Annotated in this window: 16 protein-coding genes; 7 read left to right on the top strand and 9 right to left on the bottom strand. The window is 69.8% G+C overall.

What is annotated here, in order from left to right; translation table 11 throughout:
• Window positions 1-6: 6 nt before the first annotated feature.
• Window positions 7-504 (bottom strand): hypothetical protein, encoded by a 498-nt coding sequence (locus ACSQ19_RS11805; RefSeq protein ID WP_435997180.1) that lies wholly within the window; start codon window positions 502-504, stop codon window positions 7-9.
• A 5-nt stretch (window positions 505-509) separates the two neighbouring features.
• Window positions 510-806: an NAD(P) transhydrogenase subunit alpha gene (locus tag ACSQ19_RS11800; RefSeq protein WP_435997178.1), complete on the bottom strand. Its 297-nt coding sequence runs from the start codon at window positions 804-806 to the stop codon at window positions 510-512.
• A gap of 163 nt (window positions 807-969) precedes the next feature.
• Here ACSQ19_RS11800 and ACSQ19_RS11795 point away from each other — a divergent pair, with 163 nt between their 5' ends.
• The 4 genes from ACSQ19_RS11795 to ACSQ19_RS11780 are packed head-to-tail and all read left to right on the top strand — an operon-like array spanning window position 970 to window position 2,726.
• Complete coding sequence (locus ACSQ19_RS11795) at window positions 970-1,305, top strand: hypothetical protein (protein ID WP_435997176.1); 336 nt, start codon at window positions 970-972, stop codon at window positions 1,303-1,305.
• A gap of 22 nt (window positions 1,306-1,327) precedes the next feature.
• Window positions 1,328-1,897: an RNA polymerase sigma factor gene (locus ACSQ19_RS11790; protein ID WP_296282046.1), complete on the top strand. Its 570-nt coding sequence runs from the start codon at window positions 1,328-1,330 to the stop codon at window positions 1,895-1,897.
• Window positions 1,894-2,274, top strand: a complete 381-nt coding sequence (locus tag ACSQ19_RS11785) for a hypothetical protein (protein WP_435997174.1) — start codon at window positions 1,894-1,896, stop codon at window positions 2,272-2,274. Before ACSQ19_RS11790 ends, ACSQ19_RS11785 begins: the two co-directional genes overlap by 4 nt.
• Entirely contained in the window at window positions 2,271-2,726 is a 456-nt protein-coding gene (locus ACSQ19_RS11780) for a DUF3106 domain-containing protein (protein ID WP_435997172.1), read from the top strand. The genes ACSQ19_RS11785 and ACSQ19_RS11780 overlap by 4 nt, the downstream gene beginning before the upstream one ends.
• Window positions 2,727-2,735: 9 nt before the next feature.
• Here the strand turns inward: ACSQ19_RS11780 and ACSQ19_RS11775 are convergent, their stop codons facing one another.
• The 3 genes from ACSQ19_RS11775 to ACSQ19_RS11765 all read right to left on the bottom strand — a co-directional run bounded on the left by ACSQ19_RS11775 (window position 2,736) and on the right by ACSQ19_RS11765 (window position 8,599).
• Complete coding sequence (locus ACSQ19_RS11775; protein ID WP_435997170.1) at window positions 2,736-3,839, bottom strand: NAD(P) transhydrogenase subunit alpha; 1,104 nt, start codon at window positions 3,837-3,839, stop codon at window positions 2,736-2,738.
• 74 nt (window positions 3,840-3,913) lie between these two features.
• Window positions 3,914-6,241, bottom strand: a complete 2,328-nt coding sequence (locus ACSQ19_RS11770; RefSeq protein WP_435997168.1) for a DUF1631 domain-containing protein — start codon at window positions 6,239-6,241, stop codon at window positions 3,914-3,916.
• A 189-nt stretch (window positions 6,242-6,430) separates the two neighbouring features.
• Window positions 6,431-8,599, bottom strand: coding sequence for a DUF1631 family protein (locus ACSQ19_RS11765; RefSeq protein ID WP_435997166.1), 2,169 nt, complete (start codon window positions 8,597-8,599; stop codon window positions 6,431-6,433).
• Between the two features lie 140 nt (window positions 8,600-8,739).
• Here ACSQ19_RS11765 and ACSQ19_RS11760 point away from each other — a divergent pair, with 140 nt between their 5' ends.
• Genes ACSQ19_RS11760 through ACSQ19_RS11750 form a run of 3 tightly spaced genes read left to right on the top strand, consistent with a single transcriptional unit; the run spans window position 8,740 to window position 10,841 of the window.
• Entirely contained in the window at window positions 8,740-9,321 is a 582-nt protein-coding gene (locus ACSQ19_RS11760; RefSeq protein WP_435997164.1) for a nitroreductase family protein, read from the top strand.
• Complete coding sequence (locus ACSQ19_RS11755) at window positions 9,314-10,234, top strand: 5'-3' exonuclease (RefSeq protein WP_435997162.1); 921 nt, start codon at window positions 9,314-9,316, stop codon at window positions 10,232-10,234. The genes ACSQ19_RS11760 and ACSQ19_RS11755 overlap by 8 nt, the downstream gene beginning before the upstream one ends.
• A 40-nt stretch (window positions 10,235-10,274) precedes the next feature.
• Window positions 10,275-10,841, top strand: coding sequence for an NUDIX hydrolase (locus ACSQ19_RS11750; protein WP_296282062.1), 567 nt, complete (start codon window positions 10,275-10,277; stop codon window positions 10,839-10,841).
• Window positions 10,842-10,844: 3 nt separating this feature from the next.
• On the opposite strand, the gene ACSQ19_RS11745 is transcribed toward ACSQ19_RS11750, so the two are convergent.
• The 4 genes from ACSQ19_RS11745 to prmC form a co-directional block, all read right to left on the bottom strand.
• The gene (locus ACSQ19_RS11745; RefSeq protein ID WP_435997159.1) at window positions 10,845-11,273 is read right to left on the bottom strand and encodes a DUF4019 domain-containing protein; all 429 of its coding nucleotides are present in this window, start codon (window positions 11,271-11,273) and stop codon (window positions 10,845-10,847) included.
• Window positions 11,274-11,378: 105 nt separating this feature from the next.
• Entirely contained in the window at window positions 11,379-12,278 is a 900-nt protein-coding gene (locus ACSQ19_RS11740; RefSeq protein ID WP_435997157.1) for a dienelactone hydrolase family protein, read from the bottom strand.
• A 29-nt stretch (window positions 12,279-12,307) separates the two neighbouring features.
• Complete coding sequence (gene pip, locus ACSQ19_RS11735) at window positions 12,308-13,249, bottom strand: prolyl aminopeptidase (protein ID WP_296282067.1); 942 nt, start codon at window positions 13,247-13,249, stop codon at window positions 12,308-12,310.
• A 30-nt stretch (window positions 13,250-13,279) separates the two neighbouring features.
• Window positions 13,280-14,149 (bottom strand): peptide chain release factor N(5)-glutamine methyltransferase, encoded by an 870-nt coding sequence (gene prmC, locus ACSQ19_RS11730; RefSeq protein ID WP_435997155.1) that lies wholly within the window; start codon window positions 14,147-14,149, stop codon window positions 13,280-13,282.
• Window positions 14,150-14,206 lie beyond the last annotated feature (57 nt).

The following is a 14,206-nucleotide window of genomic DNA, read 5'->3' as shown; positions in this document are numbered from 1 at the left end:
ACGCACTCATGCACGGCTCCCTTCGGACGACGAGGCGGGTGGCTTGTCCACCCGATGGTGCTCACGCATCTCGATGGCGGTCTTGAGCAGGCCGACCATGCCCAGGCCGAAGGCCACCAGGCCCAGCGACAACTGGTTCACCACCGTCGTGTCGGCCAGGTATGCGCCGAACAGCCCGGCCACCATCGGGGTGACGGTGTAAAAAGACAGCAGCACCAGCATCCAGCGCCCCTTGCGTGGGTCCTGCCAGACGCGTTTCGACAACGCGTTCTGCGTGCGGGTCGGATCCTGCAGGGAAGACAGGCCGATACCGATGCCGGCGTACAGCAGCACATAGTTCCAGTCGTCGTACACCGCCGCCCAGCTCCCGCTGCCGGCCATTGCGAGCGTCCAACCCGACTTCGCCGCGTACCCCAGCGCCACCAGCAGCGCCGGGTACTGGAGGTAGCTCAACCCGTGGAATACGTCGCGCGCAGTGCGCGCAGGCGCGGGAACGATGGGCATGCTGCTCACTTGCCACCCGCGGGCTTGCTGCTCTTGAACATGTCCAGCATGCGCTCGGTGACCACGTAGCCGCCGGCCGCGTTGCCCGCGCCCAGCAGGACGGCGATGAAGCCGATGGCTTTTTCCAGCGGGGTGTCGGCGTGGCCCAGCACGACCATCGCGCCGATCAGCACGATGCCGTGGATGAAGTTGGAGCCGGACATCAGCGGCGTGTGCAGGATCACCGGCACCCGCGAGATGATCACGTGGCCGGCGATGGCCGCCAGCATGAAGATGTATAGCGCCACGAACCCGTCGCTCATCCGCTCCTCCACCTCGTCCACGTTGTCGATGCACAGGCGTCGGCCGGTGCCTCCGCATCATAACCGTACCTGAACCCGCGCGTGGGCGGCGCTGCCGCGTCAACCGACGACGCCTCGGGGCGTTTCCTTGCCTGCACCGCCCCATCCCACCGAGGAGTCCACCATGAAGCGCACGTCATTGCTCGGCCTGACCGTACTGCTGCTGACTGCCACCGGCACCGCCTTCGCCGGCGATCGCGGCGACCGCATCGACCATCGCCTGGACCGCAAGGGCGACCGCATCGAACAACGGACCGACGCGCGCGGCGACCGTATCGAGCGGCGCTTCGACCGCAGTGCGCAGTGGGCCGACCATCATGGTCACTCCCGCGCCGCGAACCGGTTGGAACGCCGCGGCGACCGCATCGATACCCGGCTGGATCGCAAGGGCGAACGGGCCGAGGCGCGCTGGGACCGCCGTGGCGATCGCATCGACCGGCGCCTGGACCATCGCGGCTGATCAACAACGCGACCGCTAAGCTATGTTGGTGAGCACCGCCCCGAGCCCGCCGCCGGAAACGTCGTCGCCCGCCCCGCTGGCGACGACGATCGAGCGTTTCCTGGCCGATATCGGACCCCGCGCGTTCCGGTTCGCCGAAGCCGGCCTGCGCCATCGCGAGGACGCGCTCGATGCGGTGCAGGACGCGATGATGAAGATGCTGGCCTATCGCGAGAAGCCGGCCGAAGAATGGTCACCGCTGTTCTGGAGCATCCTGCGCCGTCGCATCGTCGACCTGCAGCGCCGCGCCGGCTTCCGCCTGCGCTGGCTGATGCCCACGGGCGATCGCGGCGAGGAAGGACCGGTGGACTGGGCGCCCGACCACGGCGCAGGGCCGGCGCAGGCCCACGATCAGCGCGAGGCGTATACCCGCCTGGTGCAGGCATTGCGCGGCCTGCCCGCGCGCCAGCGCGAGGCGTTTACCCTGCGCGTGCTGGAAGAACTGGATGTGGCCGACACCGCGCGCGCGATGGGCTGCTCGGAGGGATCGGTGAAAACCCACCTGTCCCGCGCGCGCGAGGCCCTGCAACGGCAACTTGAGGAATTCCGATGAACCCCGCCCCTGACATCGACCAGTACGCGCGTCGCCTGCACCAGGCGTCGCTGGCGCAGGTCTCACCCCAGACCCTGATGCACCTGCGGAACGCCCGCCACGAGGCCGGGCGGCAGGCCGCGCCGGCCGGTGCGCGCCACCGTGGGCGCTGGCTGGTGGCCACGGCCTTTTCCGCGGTGCTGGCGGTCGGTGTCGGTCTGCAATGGCTGCCCCGCGGCCCGGTGCCGCCCGCGCCGGAGACCGTTGCCGGCGAGAGCGAGGGCGACTTCACTGCGGAGGAACTCGGCGTGGCCAGCGCGTACGACGAAGACCCCGAACTGTATCTCTGGCTGGCGTCCGCCGACGCACAGCCCCTTGCCATGGAGTCGACCCCATGAAGGCCGCTGCCCTTCGCATCCTCGCCCTCGGCGTCCTGCTGGCCAGTGGCCACGTGCTCGCGCAGTCCGCACCCGCGCCGCTGCCGGCCTGGGAGAAGCTGACGCCCGAACAGCGTGAAGCCCTGATCGCACCCGTGCGCGACCGCTGGAACCGGGAGCCCGGCGATCGCGGCCGCATGCTCGAACGCGCCCAGCGCTGGCAGGCGATGACGCCGGAACAGCGTGCGCAGGCGCGGCACGGCATGAAGCGCTTTGAGGGCATGAGTCCCGATCAGCGCCGGCATGCGCGCGCCCTGTTCGCACGCATGAAGACGCTCAGCCCCGAGCAGCGCGAGGCCTTGCGGAACGAGTGGAAAAAGATGACGCCCGAACAGCGCGAGGCGTGGATGCGCGACAACGCACCGCCGCCGCGTGACCGTGACCGTGATCGGAACCGGTGGCCGGAACGCTGACGTCCGGCGTCAGGCGGCCGCCTGCGTGGCCGGCCGGTCCGGCCATACCGTCTTCGCCAGCAATTCATCGCTCCAATCGAACTGCAGCGCACCGTCCCTGACGAACAGGGCGACGAAGTTCAGCACGTTGCGGGCGTACATCTCGCTCGCATGCACCGCACCCAGGCTGGCGAGGTTGAGCGGACCGGCGATGGTCACGCCGTGGTGCGCGTAGGTATCGCCCGGGCGCGTCAGTTCGCAGTTGCCGCCGGTCTCGGCCGCCAGGTCCACGATGACGCTGCCCGGCTTCATGCCGTCGACCATCGCAGTGGTGACGATCTTCGGTGCCGGACGCCCGGGGACGGCGGCCGTGCACACCACCACGTCGATGCCCTTGAGGTGCTCGGCCAGCCGTTGTTGCTGCAGCGCGCGCTCTTCGTCCGTCAGTTGCCGCGCATAGCCCCCTTCGCCCGCCGCGCTGACGCCGAGGTCGAGGAACTTGCCGCCCAGCGATTCGATCTGCTCGCGCGTCTCCGGACGCACGTCGAACCCTTCGACCTGCGCACCCAGGCGCTTGGCGGTCGCAACGCCCTGCAGGCCCGCGACGCCCGCCCCGACGATCAGCACCTTGGACGGACGGATGGTGCCGGCGGCCGTGGTCAGCATGGGAAAGAAGCGGGGCGCCAGCTGCGCCGCGATCAGCACCGCCTTGTAGCCGGCCATGCCGGCCTGCGAACTCAGCACGTCCATTGCCTGCGCACGCGTGGTGCGCGGCAACCGCTCCAGCGGGAATGCCTGGATACCGTTCGCCTGCAGCGCAGCGGCACGCGCCGGATCGGCAGTGGGTTGCAGTACGCCGACCAGCGTGGCGCCCCGCTTGAAGCCTTCGATGGCGCCGGCCGACGGCGGTTGCACGCACAGCAGCAGGTCGGCGCCGGCGCGGCCCGCATCGTCCACGAGTTCGGCGCCCGCGTCGGCGTAGGCGCTGTCGATGAAGCCCGCGCCGTCGCCCGCTCCGCGCTCCACGGCCACCCGTGCGCCCGCGGCGATCAGCTTGCGCACGGTTTCCGGCGTCGCGGCCACGCGGCGTTCGCCCTCGGCGGTTTCCTTCAGTACCCGAACTTCGACCGCCATTGCGCCCCTCGTCGTTAGGTCATCCGTGCCGCGATGCTAACAGAGCGCGGCAAGGCCGCGCGGCGCGGATTCCCTTACGCCGGGGCGGCGGCCGACGGCGCCGGTTCCAGGCGCTCGATCACGCCCTGCATGGCGCTGTCGAACGCGTCCTCGCTCTGGTGGGTGCGCAGGCGTCCCAACCGCACCATCGCCGCGAGCTCTTCGGGCGAGGCGACGCAGAAGCGCACGCCGCGGCGGTTGACGAACAGCAGGCGCGAGGAGATCGGGCTGACCCACGACAGCTTGCCCGCCTGCACCTTGTTGTCCTTGTCGATGAAATCCAGCCAGGTACCAATGGGCAGGCCGCGGAAATGGTCCGCATCGCTGTGGTCGAAATCGAGCGTATCCGCCCCGCCGACCAGCTGGATGGACGCGCTCTCCTCTTCCACGACGGGCTTGGGCAACACGACCTGCGGCAGCTCGGGCAACGCGCGCTCCAGGTCCGGACGCGCGGCAGCCACGGCCTGCAGGGTGTCGTGCAACGCATCCACCGCGCCGGCGGCCGCATCCTGGTTCATGCCGACGCTGGCGAACACCTTCAGCATCTGCGCACGCCAGGCTTGCAGCCACGGCTTGCCGACCACATGGCGCTGCGCTTCGGTCAGTTCCTCGAGCACGCCGTCGGCCAGCGCCAGTGCTTCGCGCAGGCCGTCGCCCTCGTCGCCCTCGCGCAGGACGGTCATGGTGACGTGGTGCGCCCACGGCTGGCGCAGGAAATCCTCGATGGCCTGCGGCACGCGCCGGCCGGAGAGGCGCTCGTCCAGCTCGGACGTCATGCGCGCACGCGCGGCTTCCAGGCGTTCCTGGCCGCGCTGGATCTCGGCGGCACGACGCTCGGCGATCTCGATACGGCGGCGGTGCTGCTCGAGGTACGCGCGGAACTCCTCTTCCAGGGTCAGGAAGATCGCGAGATTCTCGTTGAACTCGGCGACCAGGCGATCGACGACTTCCTCGACCTTGGTCAGCAGCGTGCGCTCGGCGGCGCTTTCGCCGTTGTTGCCCTCGCAGGCTTCTGCCAGCACGTTGAGCAGGCGCCGTGCCGGATGGGTCTTCTGCACGAACATGCGACGGTCGAGCAGGGCCACCTTTACGAACGGGACGACCAGACGACCGATCAGCTCGCGCGGCCGGCCCTCCAGATCGCGCTCGTCCAGCATCACGTCGAACAGCATGCCCACCAGGTCGATGGCATCTTCATCGACCGGTGCGAGGCGCGCCTGCGACGGATCCACGCCGAGTTGCGTGGCGCTGCTGAGCACTTCGTTCTTGAGCCGCTGCGAGAGCGACTCGCCGGTGTCGCCGATGGCTGCGCGCAGCGTGGCGCTGGGCGACGCCTGCAGCAGGGACAGCACCGAAAGCATTTCGCGCTGCGACAGGTCGCGCTGGCGCGGATCGGGCGCGCGCGTTGGCGGCGCATCGCCGGCATCGCGACCCCGGCGTGATTCCTGCAGCAGATGGTGCAGGGCTTCCAGCAGCACGCCCTGGGCACCGGGGGCCCCGCCGTAGCCGGGCGGCACATCGCCGAATGCGCTCGCAGCCGGCGCGGCCTGGCTGGCCTGCAGTCCGCGGCTGACGCCCGCCATGCGGTTGAGGAAGCGCGCGGCCCACGCCGGCGCCCCCGGGTCCTCGCCATCGGCCGCCGCATCGTTGACGGCGTCGAACTCCTGCGCGGGCGCGCCCGCGGACGAGGGCGACGGCGCGCGGCGCGCCGGCAGTTCCGGCATCACGCCGACCTGCATCAGGCGCTGGTCGAGCGAGGCGTAGATGCGGGCGATAGCCGGCACGAAGTCGCGCTCGCACAGCTTGATCACCACCAGCCGGACATCGGCCGCCAGGTCACAGGCAGCGAACGCCTGGTGCACGGCCACGCCGATATGCTCGGGGCCGATCGGGTTGAGATCGGCATCCAGCGTGATGTCGCCGGCGATCCAGCCGAGCCGTCGGTCAAGCCGCGCGAGCACCGGCTTGCAGTCGCGCATGATCACGCTGGCGAAATTGCGGACGGCCAGGCGCGATTCGAGTTCCTGTTCCGAGACCAGGCTGAGCGTATCTTCCGCCGACTCCAGGAACACCCGCTCGCTCGGCACCGGCTGCCCCGCCTCGAAGGCCTTCCAAGACCGCTGCAGTTGCCCGCGGAAGCGGCCGATGATGTCCTCGCGGCGACGGCGCAGTTCGCGCATGGCGTCGAGGAAGGCCATCTGCGAGGGACCGGCCCGTTCCGCCCTGTCGAACAGGGCGTCGTCGAAACGCCCCAACGCGACCGCGAACGCATCCACCAGCGGCGGGATCGCGGCATCGCGTGCCTGCTCCAGCAGGCGCGTATCGCGCCCGGGGCGGTCGGCGAGGTTGGGAACGTTCGACATGCGCAGGGTTCCCCGCCCCGGAGGGCGAAAGGGAGTGGGGGGGATGCGGACGGGGATCCGCAGCGACATCGTAGGAAATCCGGCTGACGGACTACCGTGATGGCATCGGCAGTTTGACGCTGCGCAACAGGGCGCCGCGCAGAAAACCGTTGCGGCACGCCGCTTGCATGGGGGGCGAGGTTGTCACAATCAAGCCTGTGCCGGTGCGGCCAGGCGGTCGACCACGCCCTGCATGGCGCTGTAGAACGCGTCCTCGTCGCGGTGCATGCGCACGCGGCCCAGCTGCGCCATCACCACCAGCTCCTGCACCGACGCCACGCAGATGCGCGAACCCGAGCGGCTGACGAACATCATGCGGCGCGAGAAGGGGCTGATCCAGCTCAGACGGCCCGCCTGCACGCGATGATCCTTGTCGACGAAGTCCAGCCAGCTGCCTTCGCGCAAGTGCTGGAAATAGTCCGTCATCACCGGGTCGAGATGCTCGAGCCCCTCGACCCATTCGTGGGTTTCCAGCAACCCGGGCAGCAATGGCGCCTGCACGACGGGCGCAGGCGGTTCGACGGCCGCCTCGGTGGCCGCGGCCTGCGGGGTCACCAGTGCATCGAACAGCCGCTCGCGCAAGATCGCGATGGCGGCCCGCGACTGCCCCGAGGCCATCCACATCGGTTGCAGCCAGTCCATCGCCGCATGCCAGCCGCGCACATCGTCGCGGATGTGGGCATCGGCGACGGCCTGCAGCAGGCCATCCAGCATCATCGGGGCCGCCTTGGGCTTGCCCAGCCCCTCCATGCGCGCGGCATAGGCGGGCCAACTTTCCTTCAGCAGCCGCCGTATCGGGGCCGGGACGTCCTGCGGCTGCAGGCGGTCTTCGAGTTGCGAGGCGAACCGCGCGACCAGGTCCGCTTCCGCGTCCTTGGCCTGCTGTTCCGCCGCGAGCGCCTGCTCGACCTGTTCCGCCTCGCCACGATAGCGTGCGTAGAACGCGTTGAATTCCGCGCGCGCCAGGCGGAACACCGACTGGCTTTCGTCGAAATCCGCGACCAGTCGCTGCACCGTGTCCTTGACCTTCTCCAGCAACAGGCGCTGCGACTCGGTCTGCCCCGGATTGCCGTCACATGCCTCGACCAGGACGTTGAGCAGCCGGCGCGCGGGATGGGTCGCATGCAGGAACAGCTTGCGGTCCTGCAGCGCGACCTTGGTCATCGGCGCCATCAGCCGGCCCAGAAGCTGGACCTGTTCGCTGGTCAGGTGGCTTTCCCGGAAGATGACTTCGAACAGCATGCCGACGAGGTCGACGACGTTCTCGTCCGCCTCGGAGATCGCCACGGCCTCGGGTGCGACGCCGAGCTGCGCGGCCTGCAGGAAGATCTGCTGCTTGAACGCCGCCTGCAGTCGGTCGGGACGGGCGAGGATCTCCGCGTGCACCTCGGCGGGCGCGATCTGCAGCAGCGTCAGGGCGACGATGAGCTCACGCTGTGACAGCGAGGTGCGTTCAGCCGTGCGCGCGACGCCCTGGTTGCGGGCGCGCTGCAAGCGCGATTCTTCCAGCAACTGGTGGAGCGCGGGCGGCAGCGAGGCGGTCGCGTCCGGGCCGGTGGCCGCCTCGGCGTCACCGTGGTCCCAGGACACGAAGAAGCGCGTCATCCAGTCCGGTTCGCTGGTCGCCTCGTCGCCGGCGGACGGAATCGCCAGCGCCCGGCGCATGCGAGGAGACGAGGTGTCCTGCGCCCCCAGCCTGCGGACCAGGCGCGCGTGCATGGATTCGTAGATGGGCCCGACCAGTTCCACGAGTTCGCGCTCGCAGCACTGCATGGCCAGCGCCCGCACGTTGCCGGGCAAGGCCGCGCGCGCGAATCCCTGGTAGGCGGCCATCGCGATGCGCGCCGGCGAATAGGGTCCCAGGCCGGGATCCAGCCGCACCCCCATGTCCAGCCAGGTCAGGTAGCCGTTCAGGCGCAACAGCTCGGACTGCCACTCGCGCGCGATCACCTCCGCGAGATGTTCGGTGGCCAAGCGGACATCCAGTTCGTCCTCCTCCACCAGGCCCAGGCTGGCGCCGGTCTTCTCCGTGCCGAACTGCGCCGGTGCCTGATCGCCCGTCGCCGCTGCCTGCCATGCCGCGTCGAGGTCCTCGCGGAATCCGCGCAGGATGGCCTCGCGCCGTTCACGCAGCGCCAGCAGGCCGTCGAGATAGGGGCCACGGTCCACCTCGCTCTGTTCCAGGCGATCCAGCATCGGCTGGCGCAGGCCGTCCACCACATCGGCGAACGCGGCCTGCAGCGGTGGCTGCATCGCGTCGCGCAGCAGCTCGACGAGCTGGTGGCCGGAGGTGGGAAGGGGCGGTGGCGTGGCGGGCATTGCGTCGTTCGGTCGGCCAGGTTGTCCGCTGCGACCCGTCCTGCAGTGAGGAGCCGTGCGTGGCGCGGACCGTGGTGCATCCGCTGCGATTAAACTCATGCACCGCTAATGTGCACTGAATCCCACTATAAGGCGCCTCGATGCTCACTGAAAGTCTGTTGCAGGGATTGGACGCGCGACGCTCCGTACCTTCCAAGCAATTGGGCGAACCCGGCCCGGACCGTGCGACCCTGCTCCGCATGCTGGCCTCCGCGGTCCGCGTCCCCGACCACGGCAAGCTGGTGCCGTTCCGCTTCATCCATCTTCACGGCGATGCGCGCCATGCACTGGGCGATGCGCTGGCGGCGCGCACCCGCGCGCTGGACCCCGATGCGCCCGATGCGGCGGTGGAGAAGGACCGCGGTCGTTTTTCCAGCGCGCCGGACATCGTCACCGTCGTCGCGCGCCTCGCGCCCGGCCACAAGGTGCCCGAGCTGGAACAACTGCTGACGGCCGGCAGCGTCTGCTTCGCCCTGCTGCAGGCCGCGCAGGCGTTCGGCTTCGGCGCGCAATGGCTGACCGGATGGATGGCCTATGACGCGCACGTGGCGCGGCGGCTGGGGCTGGTGCAGGACGAGAGGATCGTGGGCTTCATCCACATCGGCACGCCGCGGCTGCTGGCGCCCGAGCGGGAGCGGCCGGATCCCGCTGCGCTGTTGACCGTCTGGAATCCCGATGCCTGATCCGTCGCACCCGCGCCCGCTGTACCTGGTGGATGCGAGCCTGTACGTGTTCCGCGCCTGGCATTCGATGCCGGATGAGTTCCAGGACGCCGACGGCTGGCCGACGAATGCCGTGCACGGGTTCGCGCGCTTCCTGCTCGAGCTGCTGGAGAAAGAGCGGCCCGCGCACATCGCCGTCGCCTTCGACGAAGCCCTCGACAGCTGCTTCCGCAACCGGCTGTACCCCGCCTACAAGGCCAACCGCGACCCTGCACCGGAAGAACTGCGGCGCCAGTTCACGCACTGCAAGGCACTGTGCGCCGCGCTGGGCCTCAGCGTGCTGGCGCATGGCGAGTACGAGGCGGACGACCTGATCGGAAGCGCGCTCCACGAAGCGCGGCCACGGGGATTCCGCGGCGTCATCGTGTCCGCCGACAAGGATCTGTCGCAGTTGTTGCAGGAACACGACGAGCAGTGGGACTTCGCGCGCGGGCAGCGCTGGGGCGCCGCCGGCGTGAAGGCGCGCCACGGCGTGGAGGCGCGGCAGATCGCCGACTACCTGGCGCTGACGGGCGATGCGGTGGACAACATTCCCGGCGTCACCGGTATCGGCGCCAAGTCGGCTGCGGTGCTGCTGGCGCACTTCGGCGACCTCGACACCCTGCTCGCGCGGATGGACGAAGTCGCGTTCCTGCGCCTGCGCGGTGCCGCCACGCTGGCCGTGCGCCTGCGCGAGCAACGCGAGCATGCGCTGCTGTGGCGGCAGCTCACGACCATCGTGCTGGATGCGCCGCTGGGCGACATCGGCGCGGGCCATGCGCGCGGCCAGGCGGACGGCGACATGCTGGCCGGACTGTCCGATGCCTTGCGCTTCGGCCCGATGACGCGACGCCGCCTGCGCGTGGCGGCAGGACTGGAACCGCCGGCGTACTGACCGTCTGTCAAACGTCATCGGCAACCGATAGCATCGCCGCATGGACAAACGCGACGACGACAAGCGAAAGGTGCCCGCCAGCGTGGTCTGGCAGGGCAAGTACCAGCGCATGATGGTGCGCGGCACCTGGGAATACGTGGAGCGCGCGCACGCAGGCGGACTGGCGGCCATCATCATCGCGGTGACACCGGACGACGAAGTGCTGTTCGTCGAACAGTTCCGCGTGCCGCTGCAGGCGCGCACGATCGAGATGCCGGCCGGCCTGGTCGGTGACATCCACGCCGGCGAGTCGATCGAGGTGTCCGCGGTGCGCGAGCTGGAGGAAGAAACCGGCTGGACCGCCGACCATGCGGAGGTGCTGATGATCGGCCCCACCTCGTCGGGCAGCAGCAGCGAGCGGATCGCCTTCGTGCGTGCCACCGGCCTTCGCAGGGTCGGCGAAGGTGGCGGCGATGGCGACGAAGACATCACGGTGCACGCCATCCCGCGCGTGCGGGCAGCCGCCTGGCTGGCGCAGAAGATCGGCGAGGGCTATGAACTCGACGCCAAGCTCTGGGCCGGCCTGTGGATGATCGACCACACCCTCGACGGCACGCCGCGCAGCTGACCGCTACGTCGCGTTGACGCCGTATCCCGCCAGGCGCCAGATGCCGCTTTCCTCGCGGCGCAGCGTGATGACTTCGCGATGCGGCGTTCCACGTCCGCCGAACGCCACCGCGAATTCCAGCATCGCGTACGTCCCCGGCAACTGGTCGGCGCGCGTGGCGGGCCGACCCACTCGCACCGCTGTCCAGCGGCGCCCGGTGCCGCGACCGAGCACGTCATGCCGGTGCGCCAGCGAATGGATGAAGGCATCGCGCGGCATCGAGTGCCGGATCGCATCCGACGCCGCGTCCCACAGCACGCCGTGATGACCCTGTTCGATCGCCTGGATGAAACGCATCGCCGCCATGCCCAGCCGCGGGATGTCGACATCTTCCAGCCCGATCCTGCCCTCGCCCGCCTGCCCTGCTTCCACCATCGCCCTGCACGTCCGCATCGTCTGGTCGCCGCCACGCGACCGGCCGCGAGGCACCCCTCCGTCTCGTTCGCAGGTGGATGCGGCGACCGGACAGCCTGCGTGCAGCCCTGAGGCGCCTTCGCTCTAGGGGCCGGCGAGATGCTTGCGGAAGAACGCCAGCGTCCGTTGCCAGGAGAGTTCGGCGGCCGCGGCGTCGTAGCGCGGCGTGGTGTCGTTGTGGAACCCGTGGTTCACGCCGGGATACATGTGCGCCGTGTACGCGACGCCGGCGTCCTTGAGCTGCTGTTCGTACGTAGGCCACCCCGCGTTGACGCGCGTATCCAGCTCGGCAAACTGCAGCAGCAGCGGCGCGCGGATGCGCGATGCTTCCTCCGCCGACGGCTGGCCGCCGTAGTACGGTACGCCGGCATCGACGAGCTCCGGCAGGCGCGCGGCCAGCACGTTGGTCACCAGCCCGCCGAAGCAGAAACCGACCACGCCGAGCTTCCCGTTGCCGCGCGGCAGCGCCTGCGCGAAGCGCGCGGCGGCTTCGAGATCGGCCATGACCTTCGCGCGGTCCAGCGTGGCCTGCAACTCACGACCCTTGTCGTCATTGCCGGGATACCCGCCCAGCGGATACAGCGCGTCAGGCGCGAACGCGATGAAGCCGGCCACGGCAAGGCGACGCGCGACATCCTCGATGTACGGATTCAGTCCGCGGTTCTCGTGCACCACCAGCACGACCGGATGCGGTCCCGGCTCGCGCGGCATCGCCAGCAAGCCGCGTCCTTCGCCATGGCCCTGCGGTGCCGGGAACGTGCGGTAGACGGTGGTGATGCGCGGATCGTCCGCGGCCACCTGCGCAGCGAACGCGTACTGCGGCGCCAACGCCGCGAGCAACGCGGCTGCCGTCGTACCGCCGACGGCGAACCGGGCCGCACCCGACAGGAAGCCGCGCCGGTCGACCCGACCGTGGACGTAATCGTCGTACAGGTCCAGCAGGCGCTGGTCGAAGGCGGAAGCGGTGGCGCGCGACGAATCCATGAACTTCTCTCCGGTGCGGCGGTGGCCCGTCAGGCGAAGGCGTCCGTCGCGCGCACCAGCGCGTCGACGTTCTCGGCCTCGAACGCGGAATGACCAGACGCCGGCGTGATCTCGAGCCTCGCCTTCGGCCAGGCCTTGTGCAGGTCCCACGCGTTGGCGACCGGGCAGACCACGTCATAGCGGCCATGCACGATCACGCCCGGGATGTCGGCGATGCGCGAGGCATCGCGCAGCAACTGGTCTTCGACCTCGAAGAAGCCGCCGTTGACGAAGTAGTGGTTCTCGATGCGCGCGAACGCGAGTGCGAACTCCGGCTCTTCGTGGCCGCTGACGAAATCCGCGTCGACGTGCAGGAAACTGGTCGCGCCTTCCCACACGCTCCACGCCTTCGCCGCCGCCAGGCGCGTGGCCTTGTCGTCGGAGGTCAGTCGGCGATGGAACGCCGAGATCAGGTCGTGGCGCTCGACCGGCGGGATCGCGGTGACGTAGTGTTCCCACGCATCCGGGAACAGACGGCTCGCGCCTTCCTGGTAGAACCATTCCAGCTCCCACCGCCGCAGCATGAAGATGCCGCGCAGCACCAGCTCGGTCACGCGCTGCGGGTGCGCTTCGGCGTACGCCAGCGCCAGCGTCGAACCCCAGCTGCCGCCGAACACCTGCCAGCGCTCTATGCCGAGCTTTTCGCGCAGTTTCTCGATGTCGGCCACGAGGTCCCAAGTGGTGTTGTCCACCAGGTCCGCATGCGGCGTGGAGCGACCGGAGCCGCGCTGGTCGAACAGCACGATGCGGTACTTCGCGGGATCGTGGAAGCGGCGCATCTTCGGGCTGCAGCCCGCGCCCGGGCCGCCGTGCAGCAGCACCACGGGCTTGCCCTGCGGGTTGCCGCACTGCTCGTAGTACAGCTCATGGCGGTCATCGACCTTCAGCGTGCCGGTGTCGAAGGGTTCGATATCGGGGTACAGCGTGCGCATGGGCAGCCCGTCCTGGAGGAAAGCGACAGTCTAGCGGCTCGCGTCCTGCGCTTCCGTGACGCGCCCAAGGGTCACGCGGTCCCGCTGCTCCAGGTCCGTCTCCGTGGCCACGTCGACGAAGCCTGCGGCGGTCATGAGCGCGCGGGTCGCCGCGCCCTGGTCCCAGCCGTGCTCCAGCAGCAACCAGCCGCCGGCCATGAGGTGCGTCGATGCCTCGCCCACGATCTCCCGGATCGCCTCCAGACCGTCCGCGCCGGAGGACAACGCAGTCGGCGGCTCGAAGCGCAGGTCGCCCTGCGCCAGGTGCGCGTCGCCGTCGGCGATGTAGGGCGGATTGCTCGCGACCAGGTGGAAGCGTTCGCCCTGCAGCGGTGCCCACCAACTGCCGTGGCGGAATTCGACGTTGGCGATGGCGTTCGACACGCCGTTCGCGCGTGCGACGACCAGTGCGTCTGCGCTGGAATCGGTTGCCACCACCTGCGCCTGCGGCCGCTCGCTCGCCAGCGACAGCGCGATCGCACCGGTGCCGGTGCCGAGGTCGGCGATGAGCAAAGGCTTGTCCGCGGGCAGGCGCTCCAGCGCCAGTTCGACCAGGCGCTCGGTTTCCGGGCGCGGGATCAAGGTGGCAGGCGACACCTGCAGGTCGAGCGTCCAGAAACCGCGATGCCCCACCAGATAGGCCACCGGCTCGCCGGCGATCCTGCGCGCCAGCAGCGCGTCGAACGCCGCAGCATCCGCGTCGGCCAGCGCGGCATCACAATGCGCGAACAGCCAGGCGCGGTCGCGGCCGATCACGTGCAGCAGCAATTGCTCGGCTTCGTGCCGGGCGTCCGGGCCGGCCAGTCGGCTCGCGGCGGCGCGCAGGGCGTGGTCGAGACGGAGGGAGGCGGGAGCGGACATGGCACGCATGGTACCGGGCGGCGGTACCCCACACGCCTGCGCATCGCCGCGACGCAC

The sequence above is a fragment of the Pseudoxanthomonas sp. LjRoot127 genome (assembly GCF_964253495.1).
GTDB lineage: Bacteria > Pseudomonadota > Gammaproteobacteria > Xanthomonadales > Xanthomonadaceae > Pseudoxanthomonas_A.
This window is presented reverse-complemented; position numbering and strand designations above follow the sequence as displayed.

Excerpts from the sequence above, each read along its gene's own strand:
- ACSQ19_RS11805 (WP_435997180.1), bottom strand. The coding sequence starts at position 504 with ATGCCCATCGTTCCCGCGCCTGCGCGCACTGCGCGCGACGTATTCCAC.
- ACSQ19_RS11800 (WP_435997178.1), bottom strand. The coding sequence starts at position 806 with ATGAGCGACGGGTTCGTGGCGCTATACATCTTCATGCTGGCGGCCATC.
- ACSQ19_RS11795 (WP_435997176.1), top strand. The coding sequence starts at position 970 with ATGAAGCGCACGTCATTGCTCGGCCTGACCGTACTGCTGCTGACTGCC.
- ACSQ19_RS11790 (WP_296282046.1), top strand. The coding sequence starts at position 1,328 with ATGTTGGTGAGCACCGCCCCGAGCCCGCCGCCGGAAACGTCGTCGCCC.
- ACSQ19_RS11785 (WP_435997174.1), top strand. The coding sequence starts at position 1,894 with ATGAACCCCGCCCCTGACATCGACCAGTACGCGCGTCGCCTGCACCAG.
- ACSQ19_RS11780 (WP_435997172.1), top strand. The coding sequence starts at position 2,271 with ATGAAGGCCGCTGCCCTTCGCATCCTCGCCCTCGGCGTCCTGCTGGCC.
- ACSQ19_RS11775 (WP_435997170.1), bottom strand. The coding sequence starts at position 3,839 with ATGGCGGTCGAAGTTCGGGTACTGAAGGAAACCGCCGAGGGCGAACGC.
- ACSQ19_RS11770 (WP_435997168.1), bottom strand. The coding sequence starts at position 6,241 with ATGTCGAACGTTCCCAACCTCGCCGACCGCCCCGGGCGCGATACGCGC.
- ACSQ19_RS11765 (WP_435997166.1), bottom strand. The coding sequence starts at position 8,599 with ATGCCCGCCACGCCACCGCCCCTTCCCACCTCCGGCCACCAGCTCGTC.
- ACSQ19_RS11760 (WP_435997164.1), top strand. The coding sequence starts at position 8,740 with ATGCTCACTGAAAGTCTGTTGCAGGGATTGGACGCGCGACGCTCCGTA.
- ACSQ19_RS11755 (WP_435997162.1), top strand. The coding sequence starts at position 9,314 with ATGCCTGATCCGTCGCACCCGCGCCCGCTGTACCTGGTGGATGCGAGC.
- ACSQ19_RS11750 (WP_296282062.1), top strand. The coding sequence starts at position 10,275 with ATGGACAAACGCGACGACGACAAGCGAAAGGTGCCCGCCAGCGTGGTC.
- ACSQ19_RS11745 (WP_435997159.1), bottom strand. The coding sequence starts at position 11,273 with ATGCGGACGTGCAGGGCGATGGTGGAAGCAGGGCAGGCGGGCGAGGGC.
- ACSQ19_RS11740 (WP_435997157.1), bottom strand. The coding sequence starts at position 12,278 with ATGGATTCGTCGCGCGCCACCGCTTCCGCCTTCGACCAGCGCCTGCTG.
- pip (WP_296282067.1), bottom strand. The coding sequence starts at position 13,249 with ATGCGCACGCTGTACCCCGATATCGAACCCTTCGACACCGGCACGCTG.
- prmC (WP_435997155.1), bottom strand. The coding sequence starts at position 14,149 with ATGTCCGCTCCCGCCTCCCTCCGTCTCGACCACGCCCTGCGCGCCGCC.